Origin of the sequence: Sphingomonas soli NBRC 100801 (assembly GCF_001591025.1) — a bacterium.
Lineage (GTDB): Bacteria > Pseudomonadota > Alphaproteobacteria > Sphingomonadales > Sphingomonadaceae > Sphingomonas > Sphingomonas soli.
This window is the reverse complement of the sequence record NZ_BCTZ01000020.1, coordinates 79,285-97,929: the sequence shown is the minus strand read 5'-3', so window position 1 is coordinate 97,929 and position 18,645 is coordinate 79,285. Positions and strand designations below refer to the sequence as shown.

The following is an 18,645-nucleotide window of genomic DNA, read 5'->3' as shown; positions in this document are numbered from 1 at the left end:
GCGGCAATACACGAAGGCGCATGGGGGCACATCGGCCCGTGCGACGAAAGTGCGACGGGCCGTTCAGCCGTCGCCGACGCGCTCGATATCGGCGCCTACGGCCTGGAGCTTTTCCTCAAGCCGCTCATAGCCGCGATCGAGGTGATAGACGCGGTTCACCTGCGTCTCGCCTTTGGCCATCAGCCCCGCGATGATCAGGCTCATCGACGCGCGCAGATCGGTCGCCATCACCGGCGCGCCGGTCAGCTTCTCGACGCCGCGGACCATTGCGATGCGGCCATGCACTTCGATATGCGCACCCATCCGCGCCAGCTCCGGCACATGCATGTAGCGGTTTTCGAAAATGGTCTCGGTGAATACGCTGGTGCCCTCGGTCAGGCACTGCATCGCCATGAACTGCGCCTGCATGTCGGTCGCGAAGCCGGGGAAGGGTGCGGTGCTGAGCGTAAGCGGCCTGAGCGGGCCATTGGCGGCGATGCGGATGCCGCTCTTCTTTTCCTCGACCGTGACGCCGGCTTCGACCAGCGCATCGAGAGTAGCGCGCATGTCTTCCGCGCAGGCACCGGTCAGCTCGACATCGCCGCCGGTGATCGCCGCGGCGCAGGCATAGCTGCCCGCCTCGATACGATCGGGCATCACGCCATAGGTCGCGCCGTGCAGGCGCTCGCAGCCTTCGATCTCGAGCCGGTCGCTGCCGATGCCGTGGATCGTCGCGCCCATCGCGACCAGCAGGTTGCACAGATCGACGATCTCGGGCTCGCGCGCCGCATTCTCGATGATCGTCGTGCCGTTGGCGAGCACGGCGGCCATCAGCACATTCTCGGTCGCGCCCACCGATACCACCGGGAAGCGATAGCGTCCGCCGGTCAGCCTGCCGCCCTTCGGCGCACTGGCCTTCACATAGCCCGCCGCCACCTCGATCTCGGCGCCGATCGCTTCCAGCGCCTTCAGGTGCAGGTCGATCGGGCGGTTGCCGATCGCGCAGCCGCCGGGCAGCGAGACCGTCGCCTCGCCCGCACGGCCGAGCAGCGGCCCGAGCACCAGGATCGAGGCGCGCATCTTGCGGACGATATCATAGGGCGCGATCGTGGAGCTTAGATTGCCCGCGCGCATCGTCATCACCCGGCCGAAATCGCTGGGGCGCGTGCCTTCGATCGCGGTGGATGCGCCCAGCTCGTTCAGCAGGTGCCCGAAGCTGTCGACATCGGCGAGGCGCGGCAGATTGCGCAGCGTCAGCGGCTCATCGGTAAGGAGCGCGCAGGGCATGAGCGTAAGCGCGGCGTTCTTCGCGCCGGAGATCGGGATCTGCCCTGAAAGGCGGTTTCCGCCCCGGATGATAATGCGGTCCATGGTGTGGCTTCTAGCCGCTCGCGGGACGTGCGCAAGCGCGGTGCAATTTGCGCCGCTTGATCGACGTTAATGCATTGATTCAAAAGCACTGCTTCACAACGTGCCGTGGGGGAGAAGCGGCGCGTGTCCGGTAGTTGTTTTGCCGAAGTATTGAGTGAGCTGATCGATCTGACGGAAGTCGAACGTCGTGCGCTCGAGAAACTGGAGGAACGCCAGCGGCCGGTGCGCCGCGGGGCGGTGCTTCAGCGTGAGAACGAAGTCTGCAACGAGCTCTTCATCCTCCGCAGCGGATTGATGATGAGCTATGTGCTGCTCGACGATGGCAGCCGGCAGATTCTGCGCTTCCTGTTTCCCGGCGACATGCTCGCCATTTCCTCGGCCGTGTATCGCGAAGCGCCGGAAACGCTTGCGGCGCTCTCCGATTGCGTGGTGAGCCCATTCGATCGCGCGGCCCTGTCCGAAATGATGACCGGCCATCCGCGCCTTGCCGCGATGGTGCTGGTTTATTCGCAGATCGAACGGGTTGCGCTGACCGATCGGCTGGCCGCGCTCGGCCGCACTTCGGCCAAGGCGCGCATCGCATCGCTGCTGCTCGATCTTCGCAACCGGCTGCGCGCGACGGACAAGAGCATCAGCAATGTCTTCGTCCTCGGGCTGACACAGGAAGAAGTGGGCGACGCGACCGGCCTCACCGCGGTGCACGTCAACCGGATGCTGCGCCAGTTGGAGGAGGAAAAGATGATCGCGCGAGAGGGCGGCCGCGTCACCCTGCTCGACGAGCGCGCGCTGGGCCGCGCGGCCAATTACGTCAATCGCTATGAGGGGCTGAGCCTCAACTGGCTGCCCAGGCAGCATTGAGGGGGTGCGGCCGGATTGCGCGGAGGGAGGATCTGCGCAATCCGGCCGACTTTTCCTGAGACCCCGAGGGGGGGTGGGATGCGGGGATTAGCGTGGCTAGCAGGAACGCAAATATGTTTCAGCTACGAGGAAATCCGTAGCTGGGCCCGCTCTCAGGCCTTTTCCATCGTGCATTGCAGCGGATGCTGGTTCTGCCGGGCGAAATCGATCACCTGGCTCACCTTGGTCTCGGCGACCTCGTAGCTGAACACGCCGCACACGCCCACGCCGCGCTGATGGACCGCCAGCATCACGCGGGTGGCGGCCTCCATATCCATCTTGAAGAAGCGCTGGAGCACCAGCACGACGAATTCCATTGGCGTGTAATCGTCGTTGAGCATCAGCACCCGATAGGGCGTCGGTTGCTTGGTGCGCGTGCGGGTGCGCGTCGCGAGGCCGACCGAAGGATCGTCGCTGCGATCGTCATCACCGTCTTCGGTCATGCGGATCTGGAAATCGGAGATGTGCTGCATCGCGCCCAAAAATATGATTTTGCGGGGGGAAGGGCAAGGGCGCGGTTCGCAAAGGAAAAGGGCGGCCATCCTTCCGGATGACCGCCCTTTCTACCTTGCTATGAACGCGGGTGGCTTATGCCGCCGCCTTCACCTTCTCGGCTGCGACCGCGAAGCGGCTCGACAGCGGCTGCACGGTGTCGCCCGCCAGCTTGATAAAGGCTTCGGTGTTCTTCGACGCTTCGGCGACGTACGAATCGAACGCGGTGCGGAAGAAATCGCTCTGGAGCTTGAACAGTTCGGCCGGCGACTTCACGGTGGCGAAGGTCTTGAGCGCGGCGGTCGTGCTCTCGAACGACTTGCGGCCATAGTCCGCGGCGTCCTGGCCCAGCGTCTCGAGGCCCTTGGCCGCGATCTTGCCCGATTCGACGATCGCCTCGACATTGCCCTTGGCGAAGTCATTGGCTTCCTCGATCAGCTTGGTCGACTTTTCGACGGCAGCCTTGGTGCGATCGTTGAAGTCGGCGAACAGGGCCTGCGCCTTGGCGGTGTTGGTCTCGATCATGGTTTCGACTTTCTCGGTTACCGGAGCGGCGATTTCGGCGATGGCCTCCAGAACGGGCTCGATCACAGCTTCGACACTCTCGGTGGTTTCGGTGACGGTTTCGATGACTTCCTGCGGTGCTGCTTCCACGACCGGGACCGTCTCGGGGAGCGTTTCGGCGACCGCTTCTGCGACGGGGGTCGCGATCACGGGCTCGACGGGCGCGGCCTGGACGGGCTTCTCAGCCACGGGTGCAGCAACAATCGCCTTGGGCGCGGTCGGCTTGCGGCGCGCGGCGGGCTTGGAAGCGGCGGTCTTCACCGTGCCGTTCTTCGGTCCCTTGCTAGCCATCAGACGGTTCCCTGCTTCATTGCTGCAATGCGGCATATATGCGTGCCCCTGCTGCAATGCAAGAGATTTTTGTGCAGTGCAACAAATGTGCAATCTACGCTAGGGAAACGGGCCTTTCAGCGCGCCCGGACATAGGTGCCCGGCGCTTCCGCCAGCGGCTTGAGCTTGCCTTTTCCCGGTATCCGCGCGCCCTTTGCCGGCACCTTGGCGGCGTCCAGGCTGTCAATCCAGTCGATCCAGTCGGGCCACCAGCTGCCCTTGGTCTCTTGTGCGCCTGCGACGAACTCGGCGAGCGTCTCGACGCGCGCATCAGTGGTCCAATATTGATATTTGCCGGCACTGGGCGGGTTCACCACACCCGCGATGTGCCCGGATCCCGCGAGCACGAACCGGATCGGCCCCTTGAAGTGGTGCGTAATCTTCCAGACGCTGGCGGCGGGTGCGATATGATCTTCGCGCCCCGCCTGCACATAGGTCGGCACGGTCACCCTGGAGAGGTCCAGCGGCGTGCCGCCGATCGCCAGCGCGCCCGCCTGGACCAGCTTGTTGTCGCGGTAGAGGTCGCGCAGATAGTCCAGGTGCCAGCCTGCGGGCAGGTTGGTCACGTCCGAATTCCAGTGGAGCAGATCGAAGGGCGCATAGTCCTGGCCCAACAGGTAATTATTGGTGACGTAGCTCCAGATCAGGTCGCGGCCGCGCAGCAGGTTGAACGTCGTCGCCATATAGCGCCCGTCGAGGAATCCCTCTCCGCCCAGCGACTGGATCAACGCCAGCTGATCGTCATCGACGAACATGGATAGGTCGCCCGCTTCGGAGAAGTCGACCTGGGCCGTGAAGAAGGTGGCGCTGGCGACCTTGCCCTGCTCGCCCCGTGCCGAGAGCACCGCCAGAGTCGCCGCCAGCGTCGTCCCCGCCACGCAATAGCCGATGGCATGCACGCTATCGACGCGCAGCAGATCGCGCACCGTATCGATAGCGTCGATCTGGCCATGCTCGACATAATCGTCCCAGCGCACATCCTTCATGCTCGCGTCGGCGGACTTCCACGATACGACGAACACGGTCAGCCCCTGGCTCACCGCCCAGGCGATAAAGCTCTTCTCGGGCGTCAGATCGAGGATGTAGAAGCGGTTGATCCAGGGCGGGAAGATGATCAGCGGGGTCTTGTAAACCTGTTCGGTCACCGGGGCATATTGGATCAGCTCGTAGAGCGGCGTGCGCTTGACGACCTTGCCCGGGGTCATTGCCAGGTTGCGCCCCAGCTCGAACGCGCCTTCGGCAGTCTGGGTCATCTGGCCCTTCTGGATATCGGCCAGCATGTGCTGGAGCCCCTTGAGCAGGCTCTCTCCCTTGGTCTCGACGATCTTCTCCAGCACCAGCGGATTGGTCGCGGGAAAGTTGGTCGGGCTGATCGCGTCGATAAAGCCCTTGGTCGCGAAGCGGATCTGCTCCTTCTGGCGCGGCTCCACGCCGTCCAGCGCGTCCACGCCCTTCAGCAGATGATCGGCGATCACGAAATAGCTCTGGCGGAGGAAGTCGAACACCGGTTCCTCGCGCCATTGCGGCGCCTTGAAGCGCTTGTCGCGCGCCTGCTCGGGCGTTTCCTCAAACGGCGTGGCGTGGGCGGGGTCGAGGAAGCGCTGCCACAATTGCATCGTGTCCGCCCAGAAATCGGCGGTGGCGCGAAGGGCTGCGGTAGGATCGAGCATCGCCCCGAACGCCGGATTGGCCGGTGCCTGGTCCATCACGTCCAGCCCCTGCTCCAGCATCATCTGCTGCGCCTTGCCCAGCACCCAGGTCCAGTGCTGGAGATCTTCGAGGCTTGGGGTCGGCGTATCCGGCATCAATCCACTCCTCGGCGCTGCAAAGCGTAACTGCTTTCCACGCGCGCCGCTTATGCCCTATCAGCCGTAGCACGGTACACAGACGTGCCGCCCTTTCAATTCACGAGACGAGGTTATGTCCGAAGAATTCTACCGCATGAAGCGCCTGCCACCCTATGTCATCGCCGAAGTCAATGCGATGCGGGCGGCGGCGCGAGCGGCGGGAGAGGACATTATCGATCTCGGCATGGGCAACCCCGATCTGCCGCCGCCGCCGCACGTGATCGAAAAGCTGGTCGAGGTGGCGCAAAAGCCCAATGCGCATGGCTATTCGCAGTCGAAGGGGATTCCGGGCCTGCGCCGTGCCCAGGCCAATTATTACGGCCGCCGCTTCGGGGTCGATGTCGATCCCGAGACCGAGGTCGTCGTGACGATGGGTTCGAAGGAGGGTCTCGCCAGCCTCGCCACCGCGATCACCGCGCCCGGCGATGTCGTGCTTGCGCCCAATCCGAGCTATCCGATCCACACTTTCGGCTTCATCCTCGCGGGTGCGACGATCCGGGCGGTGCCGACCACGCCGGACGAGCATTATTTCGAGAGCCTGGAGCGTGCGATTGCCTTCACGGTGCCGCGGCCCTCGATCCTCGTGGTCAATTATCCGTCGAACCCCACCGCCGAGACGGTGGACATCAGCTTTTACGAGCGGCTCGTCGCCTGGGCGAAGGAGAATCAGGTCTGGATCATCTCCGATCTTGCCTATTCGGAGCTGTATTTCGACGGCAAGCCTACCGTCTCGATCCTCCAGGTGCCGGGCGCGAAGGATGTGGCGATCGAGTTCACCTCGCTTTCCAAAACCTATTCCATGGCCGGCTGGCGGATGGGCTTCGCGGTCGGCAACAAGACGCTGATCGCCGCGATGACGCGGGTGAAATCCTATCTCGATTACGGCGCCTTCACCCCGATCCAGGCCGCAGCCTGCGCCGCGCTCAACGGCCCGCAGGATATCGTGGAGCGCAACCGCGAGCTTTACCACAAGCGCCGCGACGTGCTGGTCGAGAGCTTCGGCCGCGCCGGCTGGGACATTCCCGCCCCGCCCGCGTCGATGTTCGCCTGGGCACCGCTGCCGCCCGCGCTCGCGCATCTCGGCAGCCTGGAGTTTTCGAAGCAGTTGCTCAGCCATGCCAAGGTCGCGGTCGCACCCGGCGTTGGCTATGGCGAGAATGGCGAAGGCTTTGTCCGCATCGCCATGGTCGAGAACGAGCAGCGCCTGCGCCAGGCGGCGCGCAACGTGAAGAAATATCTCCAGTCGATGGGGGTCAACACCGGGGCGAAGAGCGCCGGTTGACGATACGAAGGGGGCCGGCTCGCATGGAACCGGCCCCCATCCCTCGATACGCTACGCGAGGGAAACGTTACGCGAACAACACTTGCTGCCTAGCAGGGTTCCATTGACGGCTTGCTGAACGGCTTGGTTAGCGGCGGTTAATCCTCGCGCCATCCGGCTGGCCCCGCCCGCGCGAATGGCTATGAGGGCAGGATGCGTCGTCTCGCCTTGCTATTTTCCCTGCTGTTTTGCGTTCTCGCCGGGCCATCCGAGGAAAATCAGCGCGAGCGGCTCGGCGCGGATCCGCGGATCACGGCGACGCCCGTGCAGCTCGATTCGCGCGACCCCGCCGCACGGCGCGCCGGTGCGCTCACCTATCTGGGCGGGGTGCATCTGCGCAGTCCCGACCGGGTGTTCGGCGGCTTTTCGGCGATGCACGTGTCGGGCGACCGTTTCCTGCTCGTCAGCGATTCGGGCAATGTCGTCCGCTTCCGGCTGGATGCGGACTTCCGCTTGTCGGAGGCGCAGTTCGGCGACGTCGCGGCAGGCCCGGGCACCGGCTATCTGAAGAAGGAGCGCGACGTGGAGTCGCTGGCCCATGATCCCGCAACGGGCCGGATATGGCTGGGCTTCGAGCGCGACAATGCGATCTGGCGCTACGATGCGACGCTGACGCGCGCCGAACGCTCGGTGCGCCCGCCCGCGATGCGCGACTGGTCCCCCAATGGCGGCGCCGAATCCATGGTGCGCCTCCGCAGTGGCCGGTTCATCGTGATCAGCGAGACATCGCGCCCGAAAGGGCCGCTGGCCCAGACCGGCCGCATCGGCCTGATGTTCACGGGCGACCCCACCGAAGCGCCCGATCGCGGCTTTCGCTTCACCTATATTCCTCCGCCCGGCTTCGATCCCAGCGACATGGCCGAGCTGCCAGATGGGCGGCTGCTGGTTCTCAACCGGCACTTTTCGCTTCGCGCGCTGTTCACCGCCAAGCTTACTTTGGTCGATCCGCGCTCGATCCGCCCCGGTGCAGCAGTCCAGGGCCGAGAGATCGCGCATTTCGCCGCGCCGCTGCTCCACGACAATTTCGAAGCGCTCGCGGTCACGCAGGAAGCAGGCGCGACGATTGTCTGGATCGCGTCCGACGACAATCTGCAATTCTGGGAACGCTCGCTGCTGCTCAAGTTCAGGCTGGAGCTGTAATCCCGCACGACGCGCGCAGGAACGCGAAAAACCCGCTCTCCGCGGGGGAGAACGGGCTGACGCTTTTTCCTCAAAAGGAAAGTTTAGGCGGCGGTCTTCTCGGCCGATGCCTTGCGCACATCGCGCTTCAGGCGGCGGGCGCGCAGCGAGAGATCTTCGTCGCTGGTCTTGAGCAGCCAGTTGTCGAGGCCGCCATTATGCTCGACCGAACGCAGGCCGTGCGTCGAGACGCGCAGACGCACGCTCTTGCCCAGCGCGTCCGAGATCAGCGTGACGTTCTGCAGGTTGGGCAGGAAGGTACGCTTGGTCTTGTTGTTGGCGTGGGAAACGTTGTTCCCCACCAGCCGGCCCTTGCCGGTCAGCTCGCAAATGCGCGACATCGCTTTAATCCTGGTTCGTGGCAGTGTGCCGGAAAGGCCGCGCCGATACCCGCAATGGGACGGTGCGTCAACTGATTCGCCCAAGGAAAGCCTTGTACGAACGCAACCCACGTGGTTGATAAACGTTAATTACGCAAGCGATTCAAATTCAGGGGAGAATGACGATGCGTGGATTGTTGGTGCTGATCGGTCTGATCGCGATTGCGGTGGTGGTGATGATGTCGCTGGGCATGCTCAAGATCACGCAGTCGGCGCCGGGCGCGCTGCCGAGCGTCGCATTCGACATGAAGGGCGGCAAGCTGCCCGAGATCAAGGCGGAAACCGGCTCGGTCGGGATCGGAAGCACCAATGCGACGGTCGCCGTGCCGACGGTTGAGCTGAAGAACACCACGGTGACCTTGCCCACCATCGAAGTGAAGAAGGCTCCGGACGCTGGCGCGACGCCCGCCGCGAAATAACCAGCCCGCAGCCCCGGGCTCGCATCGCGGCCTGGGGCGCGATTCCTGATAGCCTGCGGACTGGGCGTGCCGGGGTCACGAATGCGTTCGCGCGTCGCCGCCGCGGGGTGACGGCGCGAACGTACATCGCTACCCAGCACGCATGTTCCCGCTTCCTGCCCCCATGCGCCGCGCGCTCGATGCGGCCCGCGCCGCCGCCGATGCAGGGGAGGTGCCGGTGGGGGCGGTGATCCTGCGCAACGGCGAGGTTATCGCCACCGCCGCCAATGCGCCGCGCAAGCTCCACGATCCCACCGCCCATGCCGAAATCCGCGCGATCCGTGAGGCCGCCGCTTTATTGGGGCGCGACCGGCTCGAGGATTGCGACCTGTGGGTCACGCTCGAGCCCTGCGCGATGTGCGCCGGGGCGATCGCCCATGCCCGCATCGCCCGCCTCTATTACGGCGCCTCCGATCCCAAGGGCGGCGCGGTCGAGCACGGCCCACGCTTCTTTACGCAGCCGACCTGCCATCACCGCCCCGAAATCTATCCGGGCATCGGAGAGGAAGAGGCGGGGGAGATGCTCCGCGCTTTCTTCCGCGAGCGCCGCGACTAGGGGGTATCTCGTCGCCGCCGCCAGACGGCTGACTGCCAGTAGCGACCGTCGATCTCACTCCCTATTCCTCCCCCGGAGGGGGAGGGGGACCGCCGAAGGCGGTGGAGGGGTAGTCGCCGCGTACCGCATCGATGATGTGGCGCACGACCGCACCCACATCCGCCAGCACCTCGTGCGCAGCAATGCGGCAAACCCGCACATCTTGTCCTTCCAGCCAGGCATCCCCTTGTCACCCCGGGCTTGCCCCGGGGTCCCGCTTCTTGCACACCGTCAGCGCTTGCCCGGCTGGCGCATCTCGCCCGAGCGATAGCCCGCAAGAAATAGCGGGACCCCGGGGCAAGCCCGGGGTGACGGGGGAAACGGGGCAATATTCGCTGCCAGCTTTCTACCTGCCGACGCTTCCTCACGTGAAGGGCGCGAGCCTGAAAGCGGTCGGTCGGCTAGCGACCCACTAGCGGACATTGAACACGGTGCCGCCCGCACGTACTGACAATACATGGAGCTACCGACGATCTCACATCCGGCGTTCTTAGTATCGCACGAGGTATTGGATGACCGGAGCCTCCAAATCATACTGCAAGAGCGGAGCAGGCTAGGTCCGGAGGCTGATCCTTTCGACTTGGGCTTTACCTCTAGCGAGATTGTCCCTTCGTCAAACGACAGCATTTATCAGATAAGCTGGCCAGTGGTCGTCTGCTTCGCAGTCAGAGGAGACCCATTCCCCACAGGAGCGCCTAGCACCTCGACAATTTCTGAGGTTGGTACCGAGAGCCCGTTTCTGGGATGGGTCAAGAGCGAGTCTCATGCGTCGCCAGACTACATCGCGATGATGGGCGGCGAGTTTGAAAACCTCGCTCAGGCTCCCGAGTTACGACATTGGGTCACCAGTTGTATGGAGGCGCACTTCGACGTGGCAGCGACCGCACAACCGCTGGTCGTGCGCCTCAGTCCAGCGGACGGCAGGTAAACACCCAGATTGAGACGTTCCGCCCCATTGCCCGACGGCTCGTTTAACGGCTCACGTCCCGGATCACCGATTACTATCGCGCGGCTCCGCTAGTAAAATTGCGCTCGCCGATTACGAAGTTTCACGATTCGCGTGAAACCTGCGCAACCAGGCCGCGCGTCCACCTCCCAGGGCCCGTCGTTTCGGCGGAGCAGCTGCGGGCGGTTGTACTGGCCGGGGCACTGCGGATATGAGGGGGGCACACCATGAACGCCCCCTTTCCCTGGATCGATGTTGCGATCATCCTCGTGCTGATCGCTGTGAACGGCGTTTTCGCCATGTCCGAACTTGCCATCGTCTCGGCGCGCCCGGCCCGGATGGAGGCGCTGGCGCGCGTGGGCAAGCGCGGCGCGAAGGCCGCCATCCTGCTCGCCTCGGACCCGGGCAAATTCCTTTCGACCGTCCAGATCGGCATCACTCTGATCGGCATCGTCGCGGGCGCATATTCGGGATCGAGCCTGGGCATGCCGGTCGCGCACCGGCTCGAATGGCTGGGTCTGTCGCCCGAGACGGCGCAGACGCTGGGGTTCGGCCTGGTGATCGCGATCACCACCTATGCCTCGCTGATCATCGGCGAGCTGGTGCCCAAGCAGTTCGCGCTGCGCTCGCCCGAGCCGATCGCCGCAGTGATGGCCATTCCGATGCTCTGGCTCAGCCGGATCACCGCACCGGTCGTGTGGCTGCTCGATCAATCGAGCGCGCTGATCTTCCGCCTTGTCGGGCTGAAGCGCGAATCGGAGAACCGCGTCACGGCGGAGGAACTCCACCTGATCGTCGCCGAGGCCAGCAAATCGGGCGTGATCGAGGAGCATGAGCGCTCGATCATTTCGGGCGTGGTCCGTCTTGCCGATCGCCCCGTGCGCGAAGTGATGACGCCGCGCACCGAAGTCGATTGGCTCGATGTCGATCTCGATCCCGACGGCATCCGCGAGGCACTGCTCGCCACGCCGCATACCCGCCTGCCGGTGGCGGAAGGATCGGTCGATTCGGTGATCGGCGTGGTCCAGGCGCGCGATATTGCGGGTGCGCTGTTCCGCAGCGAAGATCTCAATCTGCGCAGGCTGATGCGCACCGCGCCGGTGCTCCCCGATCAGGTCGATGCGATGGACGCGCTGGGCGCGCTGCGCCGCGCCGAAGTGCCGATGGGCCTGGTCCATGACGAATATGGCCATTTCGAAGGCATCGTCACGCCGGCCAATCTGCTCGCGGCGATCGCCGGCGATTTCGTGTCGTACAGCGATCCGGGCGACAATCCCCATGTTGTGGTGCGCGAGGATGGCTCGTTGCTCGTCTCCGGCGCTATGCCTGCGGATGCGCTGGCCGAACGGCTCGGCATGGATCTGCCCGAGGACCGCGATTACGCGACCGTGGCGGGCCTCGCGCTCGCGGTGCTCAAGCATCTGCCGGCCGAGGGTGAGCAGTTCACCGAGCAGGGCTGGAATTTCGAGATCGTCGATCTCGACGGCCGCAAGATCGACAAGCTGCTGGTGAGCCAGATCGCCAAGCGCGAGGGCTAAAGCTTCCCGAACACCGCTTCGAAGCCGACAATGTCGCCCTGCGCCAGATAGCCGGCCTGCTCGATCCAGCGGTCGCGGTGGATGCGGCCCTGGAAATCGCCGAGCTTGGCGTCGAGCGCGTCCGCGTCCTCCGGCGTCAGCGCCGCGATCTGGGCAAAGCTGGTCACCCCAACGCTGTTGAGCCGGTCCGCGAGCCGGGGGCCGACCCCCTTCATCCGGGTAAGCTCGTCGGCGGCGGCCGGTGCTGTTGCTGCGGGCTGGGGTTCGGGGGCGGGCGCGGGGGTCTGTTCTTGGGGCTCGTCCGCCGCGATGCTGGCGGGTGAAGCGTCGAACGGCGCGGCGGCTGCGATCGGCTCGTCGGCGATCGGCGCAGGCGCGGGAACTTCCTGCGGCGCGTAGGGCGCGACGGGTTCAGGCGCAGGGGCCGGTTCGGGTTCCGGGGCTGGTTCGGGTGCCGGAGCGGGTTCGGGTTCCACCACCGGCTCTGGCTCCGGCGCAGGCTCCACCATGGCTTGCGGCTGGGGCTCAGGCTCGGGCGCGACATGGATCACCGGCGGCAGCGGTTGCGGCACGATGACCGGCTCTTCGGCAATCGGCGGCGGCGGAGGGGAGACTGGCGGCGGCGAGATCGGCCGGGTGACCGGGACCTCCTCCTGATAGACCGGCTCGACGATCTCTTCGGCCTGGGGGCGGCTCCGGAACAACCGGCTGAGCAGCCAGAGCAGCAGCAGCGCCACCACCACGCCCGCGCCGATCTGTACGGCGGGTTCGCGCGCCCAGGGCGGGGCATTGGCCAAAAGCTGCTGGATCTGGTCGTTCATATGCGCCTCCCGACGCCAGGCAGTTGATTCCGTACAACTGCATAGCGCCGGGCTGCGGCGAGCAACACCCTAATCGCGGGCGCTAATCGCGCGCCGCGCGCCTTGGCTGTCCCGATTCGGCCAGGCGGACCAGCCGCGTGAATTCGCTGCGCCAATAATCGTTCGACGCCGGGGCCAGCGCGCCGATCTCGCGATAGCCGAATCCGCCCAGATATTTGTCGCCGCGCAGTTTCTGGCCGAACGCCGCCACCGCGGTGACGAAGGCCATGTCGCCCTGCGGCGCGCGGGCGCTGTGGATCAGCGCGGCGGGAACCGGGCGCTCGATCAGCCGCGACGCGCTCTCGCCCGGAAGCTTGTAGCGCAGCTTCACGAATGCCAGCTCGCCGCCGGTGTTCGCGGGCGTCGCGGGGCGGTTGCCTTCATAGCGCCGCTCGGGCAGCCAGCCCGCGCTGCCCGCCGGCACGATTTCATACAGTGCGGTCACCTGATGCCCTGCGCCCATGTCGCCTGCATCGACCGAATCGTTGGTGAAATCTTCCTCGGCCAGCGCGCGGTTTTCATATCCGATCAGGCGATATTGCTTCACCTGAGCGGGGTTGAATTCCACCTGGACCTTCACGTCCTTGGCGATGGTCAGCAGTGTCGCGGAAAGCTCGTCCTCCAGCACCTTCTGCGCTTCCATCGCGCTGTCGATATAGGCGTAATTGCCGTTTCCGGCGTCGGCGACCTGCTCCATCATCGCTTCGTTGTAATTGCCAGCGCCAAAGCCGAGCGTGGTGAGCGTGATGCCGCTGTCGCGCTCGCGCTTGACCATATCGATCAGCGCCTTGTTGTCGCTCACGCCGACGTTGAAGTCGCCATCGGTGGCCATCACGATGCGGTTTATCCCGCCTTCGATATAGTTGGCGCGGGCGAGGGCGTAGGCCGATTTCATCGCAGTGCCGCCTGCGGTCGAGCCCTCGGCGTAGAGGCAGTCGAGCGCCTGGCGGATGTAATTCGTGTTGTTCGTCGGCTCGAGCACGGTCTGGACCATGCCCGAATAGGCGATGATCGAGACGCGATCCTTCGGGCCTAGCCGATCGGCGAGCATGGACAGCGATTTCTTGACCAGCGGGAGCTTGTCGTCCTCGTCCATCGATCCCGACACGTCGACGAGGAAGACGAGGTTGGCGGGCGGGCGCCCGCGTGCGTCCACGTCATAGCCGCGCAGCCCGATCCGCATCAGCCGTGTGCCCGGGTTCCACGGTGTGGTCGAAACATCCGTGGTGACGCTGAAGGGCACCGCGCGATCCGCCGGGCGCGGATAATCGTAGCGGAAATAATTGATCATTTCCTCGGTCCTGACCGCGTCCTCAGCCACGTTCAGTCCCTGGGTGAGCATCCGCCGTACATTGGCGTAGGCCCCGGTATCGACATCGACCGAGAAGGTGGAGACGGGCTGGTCGGCGACCGAGAGAATCGAGGCGACTGCCTTGCCGTCATAGCGCTCGGTATTCTCGCGCGAGCCATATTCGGGCGTGGCCCTGGCCGCGGCAGTGCCGGTGCTCCGCATGGCCTGGCTTGGCATGATGGCGGGGGCCGCCATCGCTATCGGAGGAGGCGGAGGGGGCGGTGGGGAGGGTGGTGCCATCGGCATCGGCATCGCCGTGGGCGCGGGCCGGTTGCGCCACTGCCGACTGGAGCGCTCTTCGCGCTCGCGGGGCGTGCAGCGCACCGGCGAACGGCGATCCTGGCTTGCGCCCGGCGAGGCGGCGGCAGGCAGGGGCGGTGGCGCAGCCGATGTAAGGAGCAGGGCGGAACAACCAAGCAGCAAGCTGGAACGCGACATCATTACTCTCCCCTAATTGTTCTCGCATGTTCACGGCGTGTGTATGACTGCCCGATGAACGAGATGATATCTTGTATCATTTTGGGGCCAAGCACGTCCGGACAGCGAAACAGAGCGGGCGGGCACGGCGCGTTTTACGGGGCTTCGCGCACCACTTCGCGCCAGCCGATGTCGCGGCGGAAAAAACCCGTGGGGAAGTCGATCGCGTCCACCGCTTGGTATGCCGCAGCCTGGGCCTCGCGGACATTCTTGCCCGATGCGGTAACGTTGAGCACGCGCCCGCCGTTCGCGATCAAAGCGTCGCCCTCCATCCGCGTGCCTGCCTGGAACACGAGCGCGCCGCCTACCTCGGCTGCGGCGATGCCGCAGATCGCGCCGCCGCTTTCCGGCGTGCCCGGATAGCCCCTTGCGGCCATCACCACGGTGAGCGCGGTGTCGTTCGAGAAGTGCGGCGCGGCGCGACCGGCAAGTTCGCCCTTCGCGGTCGCGGCCATCAGCTCGAGCAGATCTTCCTCTAGCCGCAGCATCAGCACCTGGCATTCGGGATCGCCGAAGCGCGCATTATATTCGATCAGCTTGGGGCCGTCGGCGGTCAGCATCAACCCGGCATAGAGTATCCCGGAATAGGGCGCGCCCATCCGCGCCATCGCCTCGATCGTGGGGCGCACGATCGTCTCGATCGCGCGTGCCTCGAGTTCGGGGGTGAGGACGCGCGCGGGACTATAGGCGCCCATGCCGCCGGTGTTCGGCCCGACATCGCCGTCGCCGACGCGCTTGTGATCCTGCGCCGATCCGAACGGCAGGATCGTCGTGCCGTCGGTCAGCAGGAACAGGCTGGCTTCTTCGCCCTCCAGGAATTCCTCGATCACCACGCTCGCGCCCGCATCTGAGAAGATCGCGAGGATCGCTTCCTCGGCCTCTTCGCGCGTCATGGCGACCGTCACGCCCTTGCCGGCCGCCAGGCCATCGGCCTTGATCACTACTGGAATGCCGAAATCGTCCAGCGCGGCGAGAGCGCCATCGCGCGATTCGGCCTTGGCGAAAGCGGCGGTAGGGATGTTCTCGCGCGCGCACAGATCCTTGGTGAAGCTCTTCGAGCCCTCAAGTTGTGCGGCGGCCTTGTTCGGTCCGAACACCAAGATTCCCATCGTGCGCAGATTGTCACCCAGCCCGGCGACGAGCGGCGCTTCGGGTCCGATCACCACGAAGTTTATCGAATGGCGCAGGCAGAAATCGATGATTGAGCGATGGTCGCTCACGGCGATGTCGGCCAGTTCGGCAAACTCGGCTATCCCCGGATTTCCGGGCGCGGCCCATAGCTTTTCGAGTGCCGGTGATTGCGCCAGCTTCCACGCGAGCGCATGTTCACGGCCACCAGACCCAAGCAACAGGACGTTCATGCCCGACCCCTTTTTCGAAGAAAGCGTTTCTGAAAATAGACTTGGGCGGCTGGTACCCGAGGAGGTGCCCGGGGACAACGCAAGCGCGATGAGCGTCAGCGAGCTTTCGTCGAAGCTCAAGCGCATGGTCGAAGGCGAGTTCGGCCATGTCCGCCTGCGCGGCGAGATTTCGGGGTGGAAGCGCGCGGCTTCCGGGCATGCCTATCTTTGCCTGAAAGATGCCGATGCGGTGATCGACGGGGTGATCTGGCGCGGCGAGGCCTCGCAAATCCCGTTCAACCCGCAGGACGGGCTGGAGGTCGTCGCGACCGGCAAGCTCACCACCTATCCGGGGCGCTCCAAATACCAGATCGTGATCGAGCGGATGGAATTGGCGGGCGAAGGCGCGCTGATGGCGCTGTTCGAGAAATTGAAGGCGAGCCTGGCGGCGGAGGGCCTGTTCGATCGCAGCCGCAAGAAGCCGCTGCCTTATATGCCCCGCACGATCGGGGTGGTGACTTCGCCCACCGGCGCGGTGATCCGCGACATCCTGCACCGGCTCGAGGATCGTTTCCCCACCCATGTCATCGTCTGGCCCGTCAAGGTGCAGGGCGATGGCGCGGCGGCCGAAGTCGCGGCGGCGATCCGCGGCTTCGATGCGTTGCCCGCTGACGGCGCGGTCAAACGGCCCGACCTGATCATCGTCGCTCGCGGCGGCGGTTCGATCGAGGATCTGTGGGCGTTCAACGAAGAGGCGGTTGTCCGCGCGATCGCGGCCTGCTCGATCCCGCTGATCTCGGCTGTGGGGCATGAGACCGACACCAGCCTTTCGGATTTCGCCGCAGACTTGCGCGCGCCGACGCCCACCGCCGCCGCCGAAATGGCGGTGCCGGTGCGCGCGGAGGTGGCCAACACGATCGCCAGCCTGGCGCTGCGCGCCGAACGCTGTGCGCGACGTTATCATGATCGCGGCAGGGAACGGCTTGCGGCCCTGGTCCGCGTGCTTCCGCGTCGCGATGCCCTGCTCGGTCCGCAGCGCCAGAGGATGGATGATCTGGGGGGGCGGCTGGATCGCGCGCTGGAGCGGCGCGTGACGATGGCACGCGGTCAGCTCGATCGCTCCACCGGCGCGCTTCGCCCGGCGATGCTGTCTCAGCGGCTCGAAGCTGCGCGCCATAAGCTCACTGGGGCTGGGCGGCATCTCGACCTTGTCCACCCCAATCGGCCGCTTGAGCGCGGCTATGCCTGGGTGGAGGCGCGGGCCACGGGCAAGGTGATAGGCACCGCCGATGCCGCGCGCGCGGCGGGGGCTGTAACGCTGCGGTTCATCGACGGTGCAGTAGATGCAAAGGTTGAGCGGCCGGGTGGCAAACCCTATGCAGCCGGCAAACCCGAGCAACCAAGCCTGTTGTGACGGTCGGGAGAGTGGAATGCTGATGGCGAACAGCCGCCCTGCGCGGCTTCATTATATGGCGAACGGCTTTCGCGTGCTGGTGCCCGGCGACCATGTCGTCTGCGCCGGAACCGGCGAGCGGATCCAGATCGAGGCGCTGCGCTATTGGAGCGTGGCGCGGCAGGAGCCCTATGCGGGGGCTGAGATCGCTGCGCGCGTGATGCACCCCTGATGAGTCTCGCCGCACGCCTGCCCGCCGCTGCCGCTCTATGGGTGCTGCTCGGAACCTGCGTCGATCTTCCCAGGGCCGGTGCGGCGGATGCTTATGCTACGGGCGCACTGCCTCAGGCGCCGCAAGCCGATCCGGCATCGCGCTTCGCCTTTGAAGGCCAGATGATCCAGGGCGGCGCAGTGATCGGCGTCGCGCCGAAGGGGGCTACGCTGCTCACGCTGGACGGCGCTTCAGTGCCGATCGCTCTGGACCGCCGCTTCCTGATCGCTTTCGATCGCGACGCCGGGCCGTCGGCTACGCTGGTGGCGACGCTGGGCAATGGCCAGCAGGTGCGAAAGCAGCTCACCATCGCGCCCCGCGCCTGGGATATTTCGCGGCTCAACACGCTCCCCAAATATCCGGTACCGCGCCCCGAATTCGAGCGGGTCCGCCCGGGCGAATTGGCCCAGATCAATGCGGCGCGCCGGATGCAGAGCGATTCGACCGGATGGCGCCAGGCGATGCTGTGGCCGGTCGTCGGGCGCATCTCCACCTTGTTCGGGTCGCAGCGCATTTATGCGGGCGAGCCGGGTTCCTATCATTCGGGAATAGATATCGCGCGGCCCACCGGTACCGTCGTGCTGGCACCAGCAGACGGCGTCGTTGTCCTGGCCGCCGCCAAGCCCTTCACGTTGGAGGGCAATCTGCTGATGGTGGATCATGGCGCGGGGCTCAATAGCGCCTTCATGCACCTGTCCAAGATCAACGTGCGCGTAGGGGAACATGTAAGGCGCGGGCAACCGATCGGAGCCGTGGGCATGACAGGGCGGGCGACCGGTCCGCACCTTCACTGGAGTCTGAAGTGGCGCGATTCCCGCATCGACCCGCTTTTGCTTGCGGGACCCATGCCGGTCGCAGAATAGCGCTACATCTTGCTCTCGCGCTGCAACATAAACGAACATCTTGAGCGGCGTTTGCGCAACAAAATGCGCAGTATTGTGTCATTTTAGATACAGGTGCCCCAAAAGCGGGCGCAGCAATCTGAACGCAGGCTTTACAGCGCCGCACTCCATCTTCATCGAGCGTAACCAAGCTTTGCCCGACGTGCGCCCGGCG

17 protein-coding genes are annotated in these 18,645 nt (G+C 65.2%); 9 read left to right on the top strand and 8 right to left on the bottom strand.

Translation table 11 applies throughout. The features are described from left to right. Positions 1–63 precede the first annotated feature (63 nt). Positions 64–1,350, bottom strand: coding sequence for a UDP-N-acetylglucosamine 1-carboxyvinyltransferase (murA, locus tag SSO01S_RS15165; protein ID WP_066800471.1), 1,287 nt, complete (start codon positions 1,348–1,350; stop codon positions 64–66). Between the two features lie 150 nt (positions 1,351–1,500). Between murA and SSO01S_RS15160 the strand changes: the two genes are divergently transcribed. Beyond that, a complete protein-coding gene (locus tag SSO01S_RS15160; RefSeq protein ID WP_066800468.1) occupies positions 1,501–2,208 on the top strand; it encodes a Crp/Fnr family transcriptional regulator in 708 nt (235 codons plus the stop codon). Between the two features lie 152 nt (positions 2,209–2,360). Here SSO01S_RS15160 and clpS read toward each other — a convergent pair whose 3' ends face one another. The 3 genes from clpS to SSO01S_RS15145 form a co-directional block, all read right to left on the bottom strand. Then, positions 2,361–2,690 carry an ATP-dependent Clp protease adapter ClpS gene (gene clpS, locus SSO01S_RS15155; RefSeq protein ID WP_083943152.1) on the bottom strand — a complete coding sequence of 110 codons (330 nt, stop codon included), beginning with the start codon at positions 2,688–2,690 and terminating at the stop codon, positions 2,361–2,363. 145 nt (positions 2,691–2,835) lie between these two features. Next, a complete protein-coding gene (locus SSO01S_RS15150; RefSeq protein ID WP_066800463.1) occupies positions 2,836–3,594 on the bottom strand; it encodes a phasin family protein in 759 nt (252 codons plus the stop codon). Between the two features lie 116 nt (positions 3,595–3,710). Beyond that, positions 3,711–5,438 (bottom strand): PHA/PHB synthase family protein, encoded by a 1,728-nt coding sequence (locus SSO01S_RS15145; protein WP_066800461.1) that lies wholly within the window; start codon positions 5,436–5,438, stop codon positions 3,711–3,713. A 115-nt stretch (positions 5,439–5,553) separates the two neighbouring features. On the opposite strand from SSO01S_RS15145, the gene SSO01S_RS15140 reads away from it, so the two are divergent. After that, entirely contained in the window at positions 5,554–6,762 is a 1,209-nt protein-coding gene (locus SSO01S_RS15140) for an LL-diaminopimelate aminotransferase (protein ID WP_066800459.1), read from the top strand. Positions 6,763–6,954: 192 nt separating this feature from the next. After that, the gene (locus SSO01S_RS15135) at positions 6,955–7,941 is read left to right on the top strand and encodes an esterase-like activity of phytase family protein (protein WP_066800457.1); all 987 of its coding nucleotides are present in this window, start codon (positions 6,955–6,957) and stop codon (positions 7,939–7,941) included. Between the two features lie 83 nt (positions 7,942–8,024). Here the strand turns inward: SSO01S_RS15135 and rpmB are convergent, their stop codons facing one another. After that, complete coding sequence (gene rpmB, locus SSO01S_RS15130; RefSeq protein WP_066800454.1) at positions 8,025–8,321, bottom strand: 50S ribosomal protein L28; 297 nt, start codon at positions 8,319–8,321, stop codon at positions 8,025–8,027. Between the two features lie 164 nt (positions 8,322–8,485). Here rpmB and SSO01S_RS15125 point away from each other — a divergent pair, with 164 nt between their 5' ends. The 3 genes from SSO01S_RS15125 to SSO01S_RS15110 all read left to right on the top strand — a co-directional run bounded on the left by SSO01S_RS15125 (position 8,486) and on the right by SSO01S_RS15110 (position 11,897). Beyond that, a complete protein-coding gene (locus tag SSO01S_RS15125; RefSeq protein ID WP_083943150.1) occupies positions 8,486–8,779 on the top strand; it encodes a hypothetical protein in 294 nt (97 codons plus the stop codon). 163 nt (positions 8,780–8,942) lie between these two features. Beyond that, on the top strand, positions 8,943–9,374 hold the full coding sequence (locus tag SSO01S_RS15120) for a nucleoside deaminase (RefSeq protein WP_066800448.1): 432 nt from the start codon (positions 8,943–8,945) through the stop codon (positions 9,372–9,374). Between the two features lie 1,212 nt (positions 9,375–10,586). After that, complete coding sequence (locus SSO01S_RS15110) at positions 10,587–11,897, top strand: hemolysin family protein (protein WP_066800442.1); 1,311 nt, start codon at positions 10,587–10,589, stop codon at positions 11,895–11,897. On the opposite strand, the gene SSO01S_RS15105 is transcribed toward SSO01S_RS15110, so the two are convergent. From SSO01S_RS15105 to purD, 3 genes are all read right to left on the bottom strand, one after another. Beyond that, the gene (locus SSO01S_RS15105; protein WP_066800436.1) at positions 11,894–12,718 is read right to left on the bottom strand and encodes a helix-hairpin-helix domain-containing protein; all 825 of its coding nucleotides are present in this window, start codon (positions 12,716–12,718) and stop codon (positions 11,894–11,896) included. The genes SSO01S_RS15110 and SSO01S_RS15105 overlap by 4 nt on opposite strands. An 82-nt stretch (positions 12,719–12,800) precedes the next feature. Next, on the bottom strand, positions 12,801–14,285 hold the full coding sequence (locus SSO01S_RS15100; protein ID WP_245646819.1) for a vWA domain-containing protein: 1,485 nt from the start codon (positions 14,283–14,285) through the stop codon (positions 12,801–12,803). A 395-nt stretch (positions 14,286–14,680) separates the two neighbouring features. Continuing rightward, positions 14,681–15,946 carry a phosphoribosylamine--glycine ligase gene (purD, locus tag SSO01S_RS15095; protein WP_066800427.1) on the bottom strand — a complete coding sequence of 422 codons (1,266 nt, stop codon included), beginning with the start codon at positions 15,944–15,946 and terminating at the stop codon, positions 14,681–14,683. Between purD and xseA the strand changes: the two genes are divergently transcribed. The 3 genes from xseA to SSO01S_RS15080 are packed head-to-tail and all read left to right on the top strand — an operon-like array spanning position 15,945 to position 18,452. Beyond that, positions 15,945–17,339, top strand: coding sequence for an exodeoxyribonuclease VII large subunit (xseA, locus tag SSO01S_RS15090; protein ID WP_066800424.1), 1,395 nt, complete (start codon positions 15,945–15,947; stop codon positions 17,337–17,339). The two genes, purD and xseA, sit on opposite strands and share 2 nt — an antisense overlap. A gap of 16 nt (positions 17,340–17,355) precedes the next feature. After that, positions 17,356–17,550, top strand: a complete 195-nt coding sequence (locus SSO01S_RS15085; RefSeq protein ID WP_066800421.1) for a DUF2093 domain-containing protein — start codon at positions 17,356–17,358, stop codon at positions 17,548–17,550. After that, positions 17,550–18,452: a M23 family metallopeptidase gene (locus tag SSO01S_RS15080; RefSeq protein WP_245646815.1), complete on the top strand. Its 903-nt coding sequence runs from the start codon at positions 17,550–17,552 to the stop codon at positions 18,450–18,452. Before SSO01S_RS15085 ends, SSO01S_RS15080 begins: the two co-directional genes overlap by 1 nt. Positions 18,453–18,645 lie beyond the last annotated feature (193 nt).